The 16,003-nt window shown below is 70.6% G+C and carries 15 protein-coding genes; 11 read left to right on the forward strand and 4 right to left on the reverse strand.

Translation table 11 applies throughout. The annotated features are described in order from the left end of the window. Nucleotides 1-11: 11 nt before the first annotated feature. Complete coding sequence (locus ABZS58_RS03355) at nucleotides 12-449, forward strand: helix-turn-helix transcriptional regulator (RefSeq protein WP_354777077.1); 438 nt, start codon at nucleotides 12-14, stop codon at nucleotides 447-449. A 124-nt stretch (nucleotides 450-573) separates the two neighbouring features. On the opposite strand, the gene ABZS58_RS03360 is transcribed toward ABZS58_RS03355, so the two are convergent. Beyond that, nucleotides 574-1,005 (reverse strand): hypothetical protein, encoded by a 432-nt coding sequence (locus tag ABZS58_RS03360; protein WP_354777079.1) that lies wholly within the window; start codon nucleotides 1,003-1,005, stop codon nucleotides 574-576. Nucleotides 1,006-1,207: 202 nt separating this feature from the next. Here ABZS58_RS03360 and ABZS58_RS03365 point away from each other — a divergent pair, with 202 nt between their 5' ends. From ABZS58_RS03365 to ABZS58_RS03410, 10 genes are all read left to right on the forward strand, one after another. Then, nucleotides 1,208-1,762, forward strand: coding sequence for a DUF1707 domain-containing protein (locus ABZS58_RS03365; protein WP_354777081.1), 555 nt, complete (start codon nucleotides 1,208-1,210; stop codon nucleotides 1,760-1,762). Beyond that, complete coding sequence (locus tag ABZS58_RS03370; RefSeq protein ID WP_354777083.1) at nucleotides 1,750-2,904, forward strand: sialidase family protein; 1,155 nt, start codon at nucleotides 1,750-1,752, stop codon at nucleotides 2,902-2,904. Before ABZS58_RS03365 ends, ABZS58_RS03370 begins: the two co-directional genes overlap by 13 nt. A gap of 73 nt (nucleotides 2,905-2,977) precedes the next feature. Then, entirely contained in the window at nucleotides 2,978-5,572 is a 2,595-nt protein-coding gene (clpB, locus tag ABZS58_RS03375) for an ATP-dependent chaperone ClpB (protein ID WP_354777428.1), read from the forward strand. Nucleotides 5,573-5,583: 11 nt separating this feature from the next. After that, complete coding sequence (locus ABZS58_RS03380; protein WP_354777085.1) at nucleotides 5,584-5,952, forward strand: hypothetical protein; 369 nt, start codon at nucleotides 5,584-5,586, stop codon at nucleotides 5,950-5,952. Nucleotides 5,953-6,021: 69 nt separating this feature from the next. Further along, nucleotides 6,022-6,687, forward strand: a complete 666-nt coding sequence (locus ABZS58_RS03385; RefSeq protein WP_354777087.1) for a hypothetical protein — start codon at nucleotides 6,022-6,024, stop codon at nucleotides 6,685-6,687. 157 nt (nucleotides 6,688-6,844) lie between these two features. After that, nucleotides 6,845-7,633 (forward strand): SDR family NAD(P)-dependent oxidoreductase, encoded by a 789-nt coding sequence (locus ABZS58_RS03390; protein WP_354777088.1) that lies wholly within the window; start codon nucleotides 6,845-6,847, stop codon nucleotides 7,631-7,633. A gap of 341 nt (nucleotides 7,634-7,974) precedes the next feature. Then, nucleotides 7,975-8,514, forward strand: coding sequence for an orotate phosphoribosyltransferase (gene pyrE, locus ABZS58_RS03395; protein WP_354777090.1), 540 nt, complete (start codon nucleotides 7,975-7,977; stop codon nucleotides 8,512-8,514). 63 nt (nucleotides 8,515-8,577) lie between these two features. Then, nucleotides 8,578-8,958, forward strand: a complete 381-nt coding sequence (locus ABZS58_RS03400; protein ID WP_203848243.1) for a metalloregulator ArsR/SmtB family transcription factor — start codon at nucleotides 8,578-8,580, stop codon at nucleotides 8,956-8,958. A gap of 15 nt (nucleotides 8,959-8,973) precedes the next feature. Next, nucleotides 8,974-9,612: a class II aldolase/adducin family protein gene (locus ABZS58_RS03405; protein ID WP_354777092.1), complete on the forward strand. Its 639-nt coding sequence runs from the start codon at nucleotides 8,974-8,976 to the stop codon at nucleotides 9,610-9,612. A gap of 111 nt (nucleotides 9,613-9,723) precedes the next feature. Continuing rightward, a complete protein-coding gene (locus ABZS58_RS03410; RefSeq protein WP_354777094.1) occupies nucleotides 9,724-11,349 on the forward strand; it encodes a VWA domain-containing protein in 1,626 nt (541 codons plus the stop codon). A gap of 3 nt (nucleotides 11,350-11,352) precedes the next feature. Here ABZS58_RS03410 and ABZS58_RS03415 read toward each other — a convergent pair whose 3' ends face one another. Genes ABZS58_RS03415 through ABZS58_RS03425 form a run of 3 tightly spaced genes read right to left on the reverse strand, consistent with a single transcriptional unit; the run spans nucleotide 11,353 to nucleotide 15,975 of the window. Next, the gene (locus ABZS58_RS03415) at nucleotides 11,353-12,102 is read right to left on the reverse strand and encodes a VTT domain-containing protein (RefSeq protein WP_354777096.1); all 750 of its coding nucleotides are present in this window, start codon (nucleotides 12,100-12,102) and stop codon (nucleotides 11,353-11,355) included. Between the two features lie 25 nt (nucleotides 12,103-12,127). Next, the gene (locus ABZS58_RS03420) at nucleotides 12,128-14,623 is read right to left on the reverse strand and encodes a polynucleotide kinase-phosphatase (RefSeq protein WP_354777097.1); all 2,496 of its coding nucleotides are present in this window, start codon (nucleotides 14,621-14,623) and stop codon (nucleotides 12,128-12,130) included. Further along, the gene (locus ABZS58_RS03425; RefSeq protein WP_354777099.1) at nucleotides 14,620-15,975 is read right to left on the reverse strand and encodes a 3' terminal RNA ribose 2'-O-methyltransferase Hen1; all 1,356 of its coding nucleotides are present in this window, start codon (nucleotides 15,973-15,975) and stop codon (nucleotides 14,620-14,622) included. The genes ABZS58_RS03420 and ABZS58_RS03425 overlap by 4 nt, the downstream gene beginning before the upstream one ends. Nucleotides 15,976-16,003 lie beyond the last annotated feature (28 nt).

Here is a 16,003-nt window from a genome sequence, read left to right on the forward strand (position 1 = left end):
GGAGCGCAGCCATGAAGGATGAGGAGCACGAGATCTTCATCAGCTTCGAGGCGGTCTCGGACGCCAAGGTGCTGATCATCTCGATCGCTGCCCGGCTGGCCGGGATGCACCCGCAGACCCTGCGGCAGTATGACCGCATGGGGCTGGTGCAGCCCGGCCGGACCTCCGGTGGCGGCCGCCGCTACAGCGAGCGCGACGTGGCCCTGCTGCGCGAGGTGCAGCGGCTCAGCCAGGAGGAAGGCGTCAACCTCGCCGGTATCAAACGGATCATCGAGCTCGAGGGCCAGGTCGGCGACCTGCGACAGCGCGTCGCGGACCTGGAGGACGAGCTGATCCGCACCCGGCACCGGCTGGCGCAGATGGAAGCGACCGGCTTCCCGCGCCGCGACCTGGTGCCGACCCATCAGCACCCGACCGCGCTCGTGGTGTGGCGGCCGACCCAGAAATAGGCGTTTGCCGCGGCGCGCCACAGGGCATCAGGTGCGCAGGGAATGGTGTGGTCATCCGGAGGGCTGACCGGATGTTCGCAGGGTGTGGTCAAGTCGAGAGGGCGCCGTCACTGACGGCGCCCTCTCAGCTGATTCTGCGTGGTGCGCGGGTAAGGCCGCCTTCACACCAGTCGTGATACTCGAAGAGCTCCGGCCGGGCCAGCAGCATCCGGGCGTTGTGCGCCCAGGTGGTCAACTGGTCGTCGCCGTGCTCCTCGGCCTGCTCGACGAACTTGCGGAGCCGCCGCTTCGGGTGCGCGCGGAAGTGCGTGCGGATCCCATCGGCGGCGTAGATGTACAGGCAGTGCAGAGCGAACCGGCGGGCCGGGCAGGCCGGGTCCATCGCCAGGTCGAACAGCGTGCCGATCAGCCGGTCACCGGCGACCAGGAGGTCCCAGTCGGGCGGCATGGTCTGCAGCACTGACGCATCGGGGTGGTAGGCCCACGCACGCAGCTCTGCTGGAGTAGGGTCAACCGGATTCGCAAAGCCTCGGAATCCCGCTTGTTGCACGCTCACCGTCAGCTCCCGTGGCCAGCGGGTATGTGATCGCCAGAGGTCCTGGAGTCGGCGACAACTTAGCCCGCCACCTGGCGACAGCGGAAGAGCCGAAGGGACCGGTTACTCTCCGGATACCGCCATACGGGTGTCTTTAAGGTGATAAGTCCCCCTGGATCTGGGCTTATATCAATGGGTTCCCGGCTGGGTCTACAGTGTCGTCGTGAGCACGGACCATCGCGGCATGCGCATTTCCGACGCGGAGCGCGAGCGGGTGGTCGCACAGCTGAACACGGCGGTCTCCGAGGGTCGGCTCACCCTTGCGGAGTTCGAGGAGCGCGTCGACGGCGTCCTGCGGTCCCGCACGTTCGGCGAGATCGAGCCGTATGTGATGGACCTGCCGGTGCAGCAGATCACGGCGCCCAAGGTCGTCGAGATCCGTAACCGGTCGTCGTCGCTGAAGCGCCAGGGTCGCTGGACGGTCCCCCGCGTGCTGTCGATCACGACCAGATCCGGATCCGTGAAGATCGACTTCACCGAGGCGGTCTTCGCCGCGACCGTCGTGGACGTCGCGCTCGACGCGCAGTCCAGCTCGGTCGAGCTCATCCTGCCCGCGGGCGCCACCGCCGACCTCGACAGCATCGACGCCTACGCGAGCAACGTGCGGTCGCGGGTCGAGCCGTCGGGCCAGGGGGTCACCTTCCACATCGGTGGCCAGGTCAAGAGCAGCAGCGTCAAGGTGCGCTATCAGCGGAGGTTCTGGCGGTGGCACTGGTGAGGCGCCGCGCGCTCGCGTCCGCTCTGGCCGTGACGCTGACCATGACGCTGACCGCCGGGTCCTGCAAGCCCGATGAGGAGCCGGTGGCGGAGCCCACCTCGGACGTGTCCTACCAGGAGGAGCCGCCGCCCGCGCCGCCCGGCCCGGAGGACCCGCGCAACCGGGTGTCGGTGGTCCAGGTGCCGAAGGGCACCTCGCCGCGCGCGGTCGAGTTCGCCGACGCCGACACCGGCTATGCCCTCTTCAGCTCGTGCGTCAGCGGGCTGGCCTGCCAGGTCGGCCTGGTCATCACCCTGGACGGCGGGCAGTCGTGGGTGCCCCGCAAGGTGCCCTTCGACGACGCCACCGAGGTCGAGATGCGCCTCGGCCGGGGCAACGTGCTGCTGCTGCGCACGGTGCCAGGCGGTTGGTACATCTCCCGCGACACCGGCCACACCTTCAAGCAGTTTCCGATCCTGCCCGCGCCGCCGGAGCTCAACCTCACCGAGCCGCGCTTCAGCATCGGCTGCCTCGACGGCTCGGTCGACTGCGCGGCCCGGCGGCCGATGGAGGTCACCGACGAGGGCAAGCGGGTGGCGCTGCCCAGCCAGCCCGCCGGCAACCAGCGCTTCACGAGCCTGGTCGCGCAGCCGGACGGCAAGCTGTGGCTGACCGCGCAGGCCGTCGAGACCTCCGGCTCCGCGTCGCCGACGATCACGGTCTCGGTGTGGAGCAGCGTCGATCACGGCCGGGCCTGGCGCGCCGAGGGCTCGGCCCGGCTGCCGCAGCACAGCGGTGTCGAGCCGCACGTGGTGGTGGCCCCCGACGGCTCCGACGTGTGGCTCGCCGCCAACCAGTTCGCCGCCCGCCGCAACGCCGGTGGGGCGTGGGTCGAGGCCACCGCGATGCGCGAGATCGCCGATGTGTACAGCGCCGAGGTGCTGCCCGGAGGCACTCTGCTGGCGGCCACCGGCCAGGGCGTCCTGATGGTCGACGAGGACCGGCGCGCCCGCGACCAGGGCGGCCGGCTGGTCTTCCGGCTCCGCAGGCTCTCGGACACGATGATCCTCGGCTATCCGGCGCAGCAGTCGGGTGAGGTGTGGCTGTGCGAGGTGAAAGACAAGATTTGTGAGTGGTCGAGGGTCGCTGTCTCTGCGCGATAAGACTTGAGTGGAATAGACTCAACCTCGGGAGTGTCGTACCTGGTGCACAGGTATGGACCGGAACGAGGAGCCGATGAACGCCGAACGCCTGACCACCAAGAGTCGCGAGGTCATCAAGGCCGCCGTTGACGCGGCGAGCCAGCGCGGACACGCGACCGTCGAGCCATGGCACCTGCTGCTGGCATTGCTGGACACGGGCGGCTCGACCGCCGCGGGCCTGCTGCGCGCCGTCGGAGCCAACCCGGCCGACATCCGCCGCGCGGCGCTGCACGCCGTCGAGAGACTGCCCAGCGCTAAGGGGTCCAGTGTCGTCGAGCCCAATGTCGCCCGCGAGTTCGCCAACGCGATCGCGGCCGCGGAGCAGATCGCCCGCCCGCTCGGCGACGAATACACCTCGACCGAGCACCTGCTGGCCGGCCTCGCCCGCGTCGGCGGCGCGGTCGCCACCCGCCTCAAGGACTCCGGGGCCACCGAGCAGACGCTCGTCGCCGCGTTCCCGCAGGTCCGCGGCGGTGACCGGCGCGTCACGACGGCCGACCCGGAGCAGACCTTCCAGGCGCTGGAGAAGTATGGCGTCGACCTCACCCAGGCCGCCCGCGACGGCAAGGTCGACCCGGTCATCGGCCGGGACTCCGAGATCCGCCGGGTGATCCAGGTGCTGTCGCGCCGCACCAAGAACAACCCCGTGCTGATCGGCGAGCCCGGCGTCGGCAAGACCGCGATCGTCGAGGGCCTCGCCCAGCGGGTCGTGGCCGGCGACGTGCCCGAGTCGCTGCGCGGCAAGCGGCTGGTCAGCCTCGACCTGGCGGCCATGGTCGCCGGCGCGCAGTATCGCGGCCAGTTCGAGGAGCGGCTCAAGTCCGTCCTGGAGGAGATCAAGAGCTCCGACGGGCAGGTCATCACGTTCCTCGACGAGCTGCACACGATCGTCGGCGCCGGCAAGGGCGAGGGCTCCATGGACGCGGGCAACATGCTCAAGCCCATGCTGGCCCGCGGCGAGCTGCGGATGGTCGGAGCGACCACCCTCGACGAATACCGCGAGCACATCGAGAAGGACCCGGCGCTGGAGCGCCGCTTCCAGCCCGTCGTGGTCGGCGAGCCCTCGATCGAGGACACCATCGGCATCCTGCGCGGCCTCAAGGAGCGCTACGAGGTGCACCACGGCGTGCGGATCACCGACGCGGCCCTGGTCGCGGCGGCGACGCTCTCCGACCGGTACATCGCCGACCGCTTCCTGCCGGACAAGGCCATCGACCTGGTCGACGAGTCCGCGTCCCGGCTGCGGATGGAGATCGACTCGCGGCCCGTCGAGGTCGACGAGGTCGAGCGGATCGTGCGCCGGCTGGAGATCGAGGAGATGGCGCTGGCGAAGGAGCCCGACGCCGCCTCCGCGGAGCGGCTGCAGCGGCTGCGCGCCGAGCTGGCCGACCGCCGCGAGCACCTGACCGCCCTGACCGAGCGCTGGCAGAACGAGAAGCAGCACATCTCCGCCGTCTCCTCGATCAAGGAGCAGCTGGAGCAGCTGCGCGGCGAGGCCGACCGCGCCGAACGCGACCTCGACCTCGCGAAGGCCTCCGAGCTGCGGTACGGGCGGATCCGCGACCTCGAGCAGGAGCTGCGCACGGCGGAGGTGGAGCTGGAGGAGCTCCAGTCCTCCGGGTCGATGCTGAAGGAGGAGGTCTCCGCCGACGACATCGCCGCGGTGGTCGCCTCGTGGACCGGGATCCCCGCCGGCCGCCTCATGGAGGGCGAGACGGCGAAGCTGCTGCGGATGGAGGAGTCGCTGCGCAGCCGGGTCGTCGGGCAGGAGGCCGCGGTGCAGGCCGTCTCCGACGCGGTGCGCCGCGCCCGCGCCGGGGTCGCCGACCCCGACCGGCCCACGGGCAGCTTCCTCTTCCTCGGCCCGACCGGCGTCGGCAAGACCGAGCTGGCCAAGGCGCTCGCGGAGTTCCTCTTCGACGACGAGCGAGCCATGGTCCGTATCGACATGAGCGAGTATGGCGAGAAGCACACGGTCGCCCGGCTCGTCGGCGCGCCGCCCGGATACGTGGGCTACGAGGAGGGCGGCCAGCTCACCGAGGCCGTCCGCCGCCGGCCCTACTCGGTGGTGCTGCTCGACGAGGTCGAGAAGGCGCACCCCGACGTGTTCGACGTGCTGCTGGCGGTGCTCGACGACGGCCGGCTCACCGACGGGCAGGGCCGCACGGTCGACTTCCGCAACGCCATCCTCATCCTGACCTCCAACCTGGGCTCCGAGGTGCTCGCGGACGACCCGACGCTGACCGCGGAGCAGCGGCGCGACGCCGTGATCGCCTCCGTGCGGGGCCACTTCAAGCCCGAGTTCGTCAACCGGCTCGACGACATGGTCGTGTTCGACGCCCTGTCGCCCGCCGACCTGCGCCTGATCGTCGACATCCAGCTCCAGGCCCTGGGCCGGCGCCTGGCGGACCGGCGGCTGACGCTCGAGGTCACCGATGCGGCACGTGACTGGCTCGCCAGTCTTGGGTATGACTCGGTGTATGGCGCCCGACCCCTGCGGCGCCTGGTCCAGACGTCGATCGGCGACCAACTCGCCAAGGCACTGCTGGCCGGCACGATCCGCGACGGCGACCGCGTCGTGGTGGACCTGGCGGACGACAAGAAGGCGCTCACTGTCAGCGCCGGATAGGGACGTGGGCGATGCTGTGGAAGAAGAGCGGTGCGTTCGATGAGGACCTGCGCCAGCTCGCCGACGCCGAGACACTGGCGTTCGGCGGGGTCGGCATCGCCGGCACGCTCCTGCCGGCCACCAAGGCGTATTTCGCGGTCGAGGAGGGTCTGCGCCAGCACGGGGCCGAGCTGCGGCCCAAGCTGGAGCGGCTCCTCGACCACGCCAAGCCCGCCGGCCGGCTCTACGCGGCCGAGCTGCTGACCCACATCGACGCCGAGGCGGGCCGGGCCGCCTGGCAGCGCCTCGCCAGGCAGGACGCCGAGGTCACGACCTTCAGCGGCTGCATGATGGGCAGCACCACGCTCACCCGGTACTCGCAAGATCGGCTCAACACCTGAGCCCTTGTCCTGCGGCAACGCCCCGACGTCGATACGGTTGGTCCCCAAGGTTTCCTGGGAGGAGATCCGATGGCATTCGCCGACCCAGCGTCTGGGCCGCGTGCCCGACCGTCCACCGTCAACCTGGCCGTCTACCTGCTCTACGCGGCGGCCGCGATCGAACTGATCAACGTCATCATCGGCCTTGTCTACTCGAGCAAGATCACCGAGGGCGCGAAGAAGGCCGTGGCCGGCACGTCCCAGGCGGGCTCGGCCGACAACCAGGCCCTCAACGGGACGATCAGCCTCGTCGTCGGGGTGCTGCTCATCGCGCTGTTCGTGGTGCTGGCAGTCTTCATCGGCAAGGGCAAGCAGATCGCCCGCATCCTCACCTGGGTCCTCGGTGGGCTCGCGCTCTGCTGCACGGTCGGCATCTTCGGCCTGTCCTTCGTCGGTGAGGCCGGATGGAACCAGCTCCGCAAGGACGACCCGACGCTGCCGACCTATGACGAGTACAACAAGCTGATCTACTCCGAGGTCCCTGGCTGGTATCAGCCGGTGACCACGCTGCTCGGGGTGTTGCTGATCGTGGCGATCCTGGGTGCCATCGTGCTGCTCGCGCTGCCGCCGTCGCACCCGTACTTCCGCAAGGTCGAACAGCAGTGGGAGCCGCCGGTGCCCGGCGCTTCCGGTGACCCCGGCTACCCGCCGCCGCCCGTCGACGGCCCGCCGCACCAGCCGCCGCCGGCACCGTAGACAACCCTGCGACAAGGCAAGCGAAGGCCCTGGGGAGACCCGGGGCCTTCGGCGTGCCTGGGGCTAGATTGGCCCGCGTGACCGGCCAGCGAAGCGTCTCGGGCCGGTCATCAGCAGGACAGCTTTTGGGCAGGCGCCCGGAACGGAGTGAGGACGCATGACCGAGCGACCAGTCGCACTGATCACCGGCGCCACCGCGGGCATCGGCGCCGCGTTCGCGCGCGAGCTCGCCCGCAGCCACGACCTGGTGCTGGTGGCCCGCGACAAGGCCCGCCTCGATGCGATGGCGGCCGAGCTCGGCCGTGAAGGCGGCGCCGAGGTGCTGCCCGCGGATCTGTCGACCCCGGAGGGCTGCGACCTGGTCGCGGCCCGGATCGCCGCGCCGGAGCGTCCCGTGGACCTGCTGGTCAACAACGCCGGGATGAGCCTCAATACGCCGTTGCCGCGATCGACCGTGGAGCGGGAGGAGCTGCTGCTGCGGCTCAACGTCCACGCGGTCATGCGGCTCACGCTCGCGGCGCTGCCGGGCATGACCGCCCGCGGCCGGGGCGACATCGTCAACGTCTCGTCGGTGTCAGGGTTCGCCGCGATGATGCCCGGCTCCACGTATCCGGCGAGCAAGGCGTGGGTCACCAACTTCAGCGAGTCCACCGGGCAGCTGGTGCGCGCCAATGGGGTCCGCGTGATGGCGCTGTGTCCCGGCTACACCCGCACCGAGTTTCACGAGCGGGCCGGCATCAGCACGGCCAAGATGCCGGCGTGGCTGTGGCTCGACGCCAGCCGTGTGGTCCGCGACGGGCTGCGCGATCTGCGGAAGGGCAAGCTCGTCAGCGTGCCGAGCTGGAAATACAAGATGGCCGTCTTCGGCATCCGGCACGCGCCGCAGGGCCTGGTCCGGCGCGTCTCGAGCGGCACCCGCTCCCGTATCGGCCGAGATGATCATTGAGTGGGGCGAACATCGAGCATGATTGTGGTCACCGTGCCGCCGAACGGTCGGATTTGGACGGCGAAGGGCTGACTCCCTGGACCTGGGGCACCTGAGAGCGGGTGTTCATGCAGGTCAGGGCCTATGTGACGGGCCCGTGACGGGCACGCGGAAGTGTTGAAACCAGCGCGAACCTCCCTCACGCGCGCTTCGTTGACCCTTGTCACCGTCACCCCTCGTGTCACTCGTGGTGATCGCTGCGATCACCTTCGTATTCCTCCTTGTCCACTTGACGGCCCTATATTTCTGCGAGAGTGCGGGTCATCGATTCGCTCGGCAGATTTAGCGCGTACGCTTCGGTCATGACCGACCGTGACGACCTGCTGAAACTCGTACTCGACCTAGCTGTGGTCCGAGGTCGCGTGACGCTGTCGTCAGGACAAGTAGCCGACTGGTACGTGGACCTACGTCGCTTGACGCTGCACCATGCCGGTGCGCCGCTTGTCGGCCGGGTGCTGCTCGATCTGGTCGCCGACTGGGATTTCGACGCTGTGGGAGGGCTGACCCTCGGCGCCGATCCGGTGGCCACCGCGATGCTGCACGCAGCAGCCGCGCGGGGGACGGGACGCAAGCTCGACGCGTTCGTCGTCCGGAAGAGTGACAAGGCTCACGGTCTGCAGCGCCGGGTCGAAGGACCCGACGTGAAGGGCCGGCGGGTGCTTGCGGTAGAAGACACCTCCACGACAGGGGGAAGCGTTCTCACTGCAGTGGAGGCGTTGCGCGAGGCCGGCGCGGAAGTTGTCGGTGTCGTGGTTATCGTCGACCGTGGGGCGGAAAAGGCGGTCCGCGCCGCAGGGCTGAGCTATCGCTCAGCATTTTCGTTGGCCGACCTCGGCCAATAGGGCTGAAAAATTGTCGATTCGGACCTGCGAATATGCAGGCGGGTCGATGGTGTTGGTGGAAGGATGGAATACGTGGGAACTGCGCTGGCTGAGATGACCCTGCCCCAGATCTCGCCACTTGCTGGCGAGCCGATTGACCGCGCCGATGCCGAGCGTCTTGCCGGCGTCCTGAAGGCACTTGCCGACCCTGCCCGACTCCGGCTCCTGAGCCTGATCCAGTCGGCGCCGGACGGCGAGGCGTGTGTGTGTGACCTGACGGCCCCGCTCGGGCTCTCGCAGCCCACGGTGAGCCACCACCTGCGAATCCTGACCGAGGCTGGGCTGCTGGAGCGCGAGAAGCGGGGTGTCTGGGCGTTCTACCGCCTGGTGCCCGCCGCCATCGGCACCATCGCCGACCTTCTGACGCCGCCGCGCAAGCGGGCGACCAAGAAGGCTCCTCGGTAGGGCCTTGATTCAATCTTGATCCAAGGGCCCGACGATCTGCGCGACCAGCTTGCCCTGCTCGGGCAGGCGGTCGTGCAGGCGGGGCTCGTCGTGGGCTCGGGCGGCAACCTGTCCGCCCGGGCACCAGGCTCCGACGAGTGCTGGGTGACGGCCGCCGGCACCTGGCTCGACGGACTGTCCCAAGATTCGTTTGTTCGGGTCCGAATCAGCGATGGCGCGGTGCTTGACAACACCGCCGCGCCATCTTCTGAGCTCGGACTCCACCTGGCGACCTACCGCGTCCGGCCCGACGCGAACGCGATCGTGCACCTGCACCCACAGACGGTGCTCCTGCTCGACGCCATCGACGAGCCGATCAGGATCGTCACCACCGACCATGCCTTCTATCTGCGGCAGGTCGTGACCACGCCTTTCAGCCCGCCCGGCGATCCCCGGGTCGGTGAGCTGGCCGCCGCCGCGTGCGCGGACGGCGTCAACTGCGTGATCCTCTCCCACCACGGCTGCTCGGTGATCGCCGACTCGGTCGAGCTGGCCCACAAGCGCGCCTTCTATCTGGAAGAGGCGGCGCAACTGACCTACCGGGCGCTGACCCTGGGTCGCCCGCTGCGGCCGGTGCCGACCGACTGGCTGAACCTTCCCTCAGCCACCGCTTGACCTGCGCCTACACTCGTCCGATCGCACGGAGCGCGGAGCTCCGACGAGGGTGCGGGGACAAAGCGGTAGCAGTGGCGAAGGGCAGGGCGAGCGGTGAAGCTACGGGCATCGTTGGCGGTCGTCGGAATCCTCGGGCTGATCGGCATCACCGTCGTCGGCGTCCGCGCCGTGGCCGGTGGTGACGGCAACTGCGACAGCGGCGTCAGGCTCGTCGTCGCGGCCGACCCCGACATCGCGCCCGCCGTCCGCGACGCCGCGGCCCGCTGGAGCGCCACCAAGCCCCGGGTCAGCGGCGACTGCGTCCAGGTGCAGGTGCGCGCCGCCGAGCCGGCCGACGTCGCCAACCAGCTCTCCGCCCGGGCCGGCGGCGCGATCAACGTCGCCGCCACCGCGCTCCCCTCGCCCGCCGACGCCGACGTGCCGACCGTGTGGATCCCCGACTCGACCGCCTGGCTCGTGCGGATGCAGGCGGTCAGCCGCGCGGCGTTCGAGCCCGACGCCACCTCCGTCGCCGCCAGTCCGGTCACCCTCGCCGTGCCCGAGCCGCTCCTGAGCACCCTCGACGCCGGCGGCGGCACGGCCGGCGCGCCGCAGGTCGCGGCGCTGCTCAGCAAGGTCGCCGGCAAGCAGGTCCAGCTCGCCTCGGTCGACCCCCGCCGCAGCACCGCCGGCCTCGCCGGGGCGGGGCTGCTCTACGACTCGATCGTCACCGAGCCCAAGAAGCTCGTCGACGTGGTCAAGGCCTACCGGTCGATCGCCGTCACCGCCGACCAGGCGGCGCTGGTCAAGAGCGCCGGCCCGGCCCAGGTCGCGCCGATGAGCGAGCAGGCCGTCATCGCCCACAACGCGGGCGGACCGGCCGTACCGCTCGCCGCGTTGTCCGTGGAGCCGCCCGTGACCCTCGACTACCCGTACGCCACCATCAGCGGCAAACCGAGGGCCAACATCGAGGCGGCGGGGCTCTTCCGCACCGCCCTGACCGCCGAGGGCAACCGGGACGTCTTCGCCAAGCTCGGCTTCCGCGCCGCCGACGGCTCCACCAGCGCCGGCTTCCCCGCCGGCCGCGGCGCGGCCACCGCCCCGGTGACGGTCAAGCCGCTGGCCGAGGCGCAGAAGATCAACGACATCCTCGGCTACTGGAACGCCACGACCGCCCCGTCGCGGGTCCTCACCCTGGTCGACATCACGTCGTCGGTGAACCGGCCGATGGGCGGCAGCGGCTCCCCGTCGCGGCTGCAGGTGCTGCGCAAGACCGCCACCGACGGGCTCGGCCTCTTCACCGACGACAGTGAGCTGGGCCTGTGGGCCTACGGCTCCGGCTACCAGGAGGTCGTCCCGCTCAACCCGCTCAACCAGGGGCAGCGGGCCAGGCTGACCACGGCCGTCGCCGCCGCCAAGGCCGGCCCGAGCGACGTCTGCGGCCTGTACGAGACGGTGCTGTCGGCCTACAAGGCGCTGAAGGAGGGCTACAAGGAGGGGCGCTCCAACACCGTCGTGGTCTTCACCGACGGCTCCAACTCGAAGCCCGGGATGAGCCTGGAGACGCTGAAACTGGAGCTGGAACGGGCGACGGACCCGACCCGCCCAGTACGCGTGGTACTGCTGGGGGTCGGGCCCGACGTCAAACAACAGGAGCTGGCGGAGATCGCCGCCGCGACGGGCGGCCGGTCCTTCGTCGTCACCGACCCCGAGCAGATCGGCAACATCTTCCTGCAGGCGCTGATCAGGACGAGCTAGCCGTTACTCCGCCGCGCGGTGCGCCCCGGCTCGGCCGTCCTCCACGGGGGCGACGGCCGGCATGCCTTTGTTGCGGCGCCGCTCGCGCCACCCGCGGAAGATCTCGATGAAGATCGGCATCGCCGAGATCAGGACGATCAGCAGGACCGCCGGCAGGAGGTACGTGTCGATCTTCTCGGGCGGGATCAGGTCGCTGATCTGCTTCGCGAGTGCCCAGCCGGCGAGCAGGATGCCGTCGGTCCAGAGGATGCCGCCGATCACGTTCCACAGGAAGAACTGCTTGGCCGACATGCCGATGGTCCCGGCGACGGGGTTGAGGAACGTCCGCACGATCGGGATGAACCGGGCGAGCACCACGGCCTTCGCCGGGCCGAACTTCACGAAGTAATACTCGGCCTTCTCGACGTATTCCTTCTTGAAGAGCTTCGAGTTGGGCCGGTCGAACATCCTGCGGCCATACCTGGCGCCCAGGTAGTGGCCCAGCTGCGCACCGGCGATCGCACACAGTGGCGCGCCGATGAGCAACTGGGTCAGGCTCAGCTTCGTGCCGAGCAGCTCCTCCGCGACCGACGACGCTCCGACACCGGCCAGGAACAGCAGGGAGTCTCCGGGGAAGAAGAAGCCCACGAGCAGGCCCGTCTCCACGAACATGATGATCCAGACGCCGATCACACCGAACGTGTTCAGCAGGCCCTTCGCGTCCAGCGGGTTGAAAGCGAGCAGCTCGCTGATGGCGCGAGTCTTTTCTTCCATGGCGACCTAGGGTACGTGAGCCCGGCTACAAACGGGGATCGACCGGCTCGCTTTCACATGCGAGCAGCGCGAACACCATCTGATGCACGGTCGCCTTGGCGCCTCCGGACGCCAGCAGGTCCAGGGCGGCGAGGCCCAGGCCCTGCTCGCGCAGCGCGAGGCTGCGCTTGCGCTGGAGGCTCCTGCTCCGGAGCTGGGCCAACCGAAGGAGGTAGTCCGGGCCGTAGATGATCCGCAGGTAGTCCCGGCCGCGGCACTTCACCGCCGGCTGGACCCGCGGTCCGGCGTCGGCGGCCGGCTTGAGCACCATGCCCTCCCCGCCGACCTCCGTCAGCTCCAGCCACCACCGCGTCGCCGCCTCGACGTCCGCGGGTGACGCCGGGTCGACCACCAGCCGCCGGGTCGTGGCGAACAGCGCCGGGTCCTTCGAGGCCAGCCGGTCCACGAGCGCCAGGTGCCATTCGTGGTCCCGGCGCAGATACGCGTTGCCCTCCCCGGCCAGCACGTGGAACGGCGCCAGCCGCAGCCCGTCCAGGCCGTCGGTCGGCCAGCAGTACCGCCGGTACACGTCGGTGAACGCCGCCATCGAGGTCACCCGGCCGGTGAACCGCTCCGACAGCGGGGCCACGTCGATGCCCCGGGCCGAGGCGGCGGCCAGCGCGGCCACGGCGGCCGGCAGTGCGGCACCGGCGGCCGCGGCGACGCTCGCGTACTGCTCCCGGATCAGCGGCCCGGCCTTCGCCGACCATGGCAACACCTCGGCGTCCAGCAGCAGCCAGTCGGTGCGCAGCTCGTCGAAGAGCCCTTCGGCGGCGGCACGCACCCTGTCCAGGACCGCTGTCTCCGTCACAGGATCGAAGAACGGCCGTCCCGTCCTGGTGTAGATCGTCCCGCCCGACCGGATGCCGAACCGCCGCTCACCCACCTCGTCGGAACGGCAGACCACGAGGACCGCCCGCGAGCCCATGTGCTTCTCCTCGCACACGACCCGCGGCACGCCCGCCCTGGCGTAGTCGGCGAGGGCCTCCACGGGGTGCTCCAGATAGCCCTCGACCGCCGACGTCGACGCGGGCGCCATCGTCGGCGGCAGCCACACCAGCCAGCGCGGGTCGACCGCGAAGCGGCTCATGATCTCCAGGGCCGCCGCCGCGTTCTCGGCCGCGACCGTCACCCGGCCCGCGGGGGTCTCCAGCGTGCGCCGGCCGGTGACGTCGGCGATGTCCAGTCCGCGTTCCTGCGGCGCCGGTACGACCAGCGGCCGCACCGGCTCGTAGTGGGCCCGGACGGCCGGCACCGAGACGAGCTCCCGGGACGGATACCGCAGCGCGGTCAGCGCGCCACCGAACACGCAGCCCGTGTCGACGCAGATGGTGTTGTTGACCCACTCGGCCACCGGGACCGGCGTGTGGCCGTAGACGACCATGGCCGCGCCCTTGTACTCCTCCGCCCATGGGTAGCGCACCGGCAGCCCGTATTCGTCGGTCTCGCCGGTGGTGTCGCCGTACAGCGCGAAGGACCGCACCCGGCCGGACGCCCGCCCGTGGTAGGCCTCCTTGAGCCCGGCGTGCGCGACCACCAGCCGCCCGCCGTCCAGCACGTAGTGGCTGATGAGCCCGTCCAGGAAGGCCGGCAGCCCGGTGCCGAGATCGTCGTTTCCGAGCTGGTCGAGGGTCTCCTGCAGCCCATGCGTCCGCTGCACGTTGGCACCGCGCAGCGCGCGCAGCAGCTTCGCCTCGTGGTTGCCCGAGACGCACAGCGCGTGCCCGGCCGCGACCATGCCCATCACCAGGCGCAGCACGCCGGGCGAGTCGGGGCCGCGGTCGACCAGGTCGCCGACGAACACGGCGGTGCGCCCGTCCGGGTGGCGCGCGTCGATGGCGCGTCCGGAAGCGTCGCGGGCCGTGACGTAGCCGAGCCGGTCGAGCAGCAGCTCCAGCTCCTCCCGGCAGCCGTGCACGTCGCCGATGACGTCGAACGGCCCGGTCAGCTCCTTCTTGTCGTTGTAGAGCTTCTGGTGCTCCACGACCGCCGCCTCGACCTCGGCCACGTCACGCAGGACGTGCACCTGGCGGAAGCCCTCCCGGCCGAGGGACTTGAGCGAGCGGCGCAGGTCGCGGTGCTGCCGGGACAGGACGGGCCGGCCGAAGGTCCGGTCGGGGCGCTGCTCGGTGCGCGTCCAGCATTCGCTTTCCGGTACATCCAGAACGATCGCGACGGGAAGGACGTCGTGCGCCCGGGCCAGCTCGACGAGGGCCTTGCGCGCGTGCGCCTGCACGTTGGTGGCGTCGACGACGGTGAGCCGGCCGGCCCGCAGCCGCTTGCCGGCGATGTAGTGCAGCGCGTCGAACGCCTCCGCCGACGCGGACTGGTCGTTCTCGTCGTCGGCGACCAGCGCCCGGAACGCGTCGGAGGACAGCACCTGCGTCGGGGCGAAGTGCCGCCGCGCGAAGGTGGACTTGCCGGAGCCGGAGATGCCGACCAGCGCCACCAGGCACAGCTCGGGGATGCTTACCGTGGTCACTTCCTGAACACCGCCATCTGGGTGGACGTGCCGGCTTCCGGGTCTTCCTCGCCGATGCCGTTGCGCGTCACGGTGTACCCGTAGCGCGCGGCGACCTCGTCGCACCACGCGCCGAACTGCGCCCGGTCCCACTCGAAGCGGTGGTCGTGATGACGCATACGGCCGTGGTCCAGGCCCGGATACCGGACGTTGTACTCGACGTTGGGGGTGGTGACGACGACCGTCGCCGGGGCGGCGTGGCCGAAGACGCTCGCCGCGAGCGCGGGCAGCCGAGGCGGGTCGACGTGCTCGATGACCTCCATGAGCACCGCCGCGTCGTAGCCGCGGAGCCGGTCGTCGCGGTAGGTCAGCGCGGTCTGCAGCAGCCGGATCCGCTCGCGCTGCCGGTCGGGGAGCCGGTCCAGCCGCAGCCGGCGGGCGGCCATGTCCAGCGAGACGGTGGAGACGTCGGCGCCGACGATCTCGGTGAAGCGCCGGTCGCGGATGAGCTCGCCGAGCAGAGCGCCCGGCCCGCAGCCGAGGTCCAGGACGCGGTGGGCGCCGGCCTCGGTGAGCTGCCGGACGACCGCGGCGCGGCGCAGCGCGGCGAGCGACTCGGGCCGGGGAGCGGTTGCGATCACAGAGTCGGTGTCGAGGTCGTCGGACAGCCGGGACAGCGCCTCGTTGGTCAGCGCCTTGCGGTGCGCGAGGTAGCGGTGGGCGATGGCCGCCTTCGCCGGGTGCTCCGCCAGCCACCCGGTCCCCGCCCGCAGCAGCTTCTCGACCTCGTCGGAGGACACCCAGTAGTGCTTCGCGTCGTCGAGGACGGGCAGCAGCACGTACACGTGGTTGAGCGCGTCGGCGAGCCGCAGCGTGCCGCGCAGGGTGAGGTCGATGTACCGGCTGGCACCCCACTCGGGGTGCGCGGTGTCCAGCGGGATCGGGGTCGCCTCGACGGTCCAGCCGAGCGGCCCGAAGAACGTCTCCGCGTCGCCCTTGCAGCGCAGCGCCGGGATCCGCAGCTCGAGCGGGATCGGCCCGGCGGCGAGCTCGGGCCGGTCGCGGGAGTCGCCGCGCAGCGCGGTGCGCAGCACCCGGCCCAGCGCCGCGGACAGCAGGCTCGACGCGGCATACGGCCGGTCGCTGACATACTGCCGCAGCGTGAACGTGTCCGGGCCCTTCGCCGGGCGCGCCGCCGCCGGATCGGCCTCCAGCAGCAGCGCCGCCGTGCACCGCTCCTGCGTCGCCTCGGGATAGAAGACGTGCGCCGTGCCGCCGCTGACCTCGAAGGACTGCAACCTGTCGAGATGCTTCACGAGCAGATAGCCGAGGTCCGTCGCGGGACGGTGGGTGGTGGTGATGGTCAGCAGCACCCCGTCATCGTCGCGCCAGGATTATCGC

The sequence above is a fragment of the Dactylosporangium sp. NPDC005555 genome, from assembly GCF_040605635.1.
In the GTDB taxonomy this organism is placed as follows: Bacteria; Actinomycetota; Actinomycetes; order Mycobacteriales; family Micromonosporaceae; genus Dactylosporangium.

What these genes read in the sequence shown, in the direction of transcription:
- ABZS58_RS03355 (WP_354777077.1), top strand. Translation starts at nt 12, where the DNA reads ATGAAGGATGAGGAGCACGAGATCTTCATCAGCTTCGAGGCGGTCTCG.
- clpB (WP_354777428.1), top strand. Translation starts at nt 2,978, where the DNA reads ATGAACGCCGAACGCCTGACCACCAAGAGTCGCGAGGTCATCAAGGCC.
- ABZS58_RS03380 (WP_354777085.1), top strand. Translation starts at nt 5,584, where the DNA reads ATGCTGTGGAAGAAGAGCGGTGCGTTCGATGAGGACCTGCGCCAGCTC.
- ABZS58_RS03385 (WP_354777087.1), top strand. Translation starts at nt 6,022, where the DNA reads ATGGCATTCGCCGACCCAGCGTCTGGGCCGCGTGCCCGACCGTCCACC.
- ABZS58_RS03390 (WP_354777088.1), top strand. Translation starts at nt 6,845, where the DNA reads ATGACCGAGCGACCAGTCGCACTGATCACCGGCGCCACCGCGGGCATC.
- pyrE (WP_354777090.1), top strand. Translation starts at nt 7,975, where the DNA reads ATGACCGACCGTGACGACCTGCTGAAACTCGTACTCGACCTAGCTGTG.
- ABZS58_RS03400 (WP_203848243.1), top strand. Translation starts at nt 8,578, where the DNA reads ATGGAATACGTGGGAACTGCGCTGGCTGAGATGACCCTGCCCCAGATC.
- ABZS58_RS03415 (WP_354777096.1), bottom strand. Translation starts at nt 12,102, where the DNA reads ATGGAAGAAAAGACTCGCGCCATCAGCGAGCTGCTCGCTTTCAACCCG.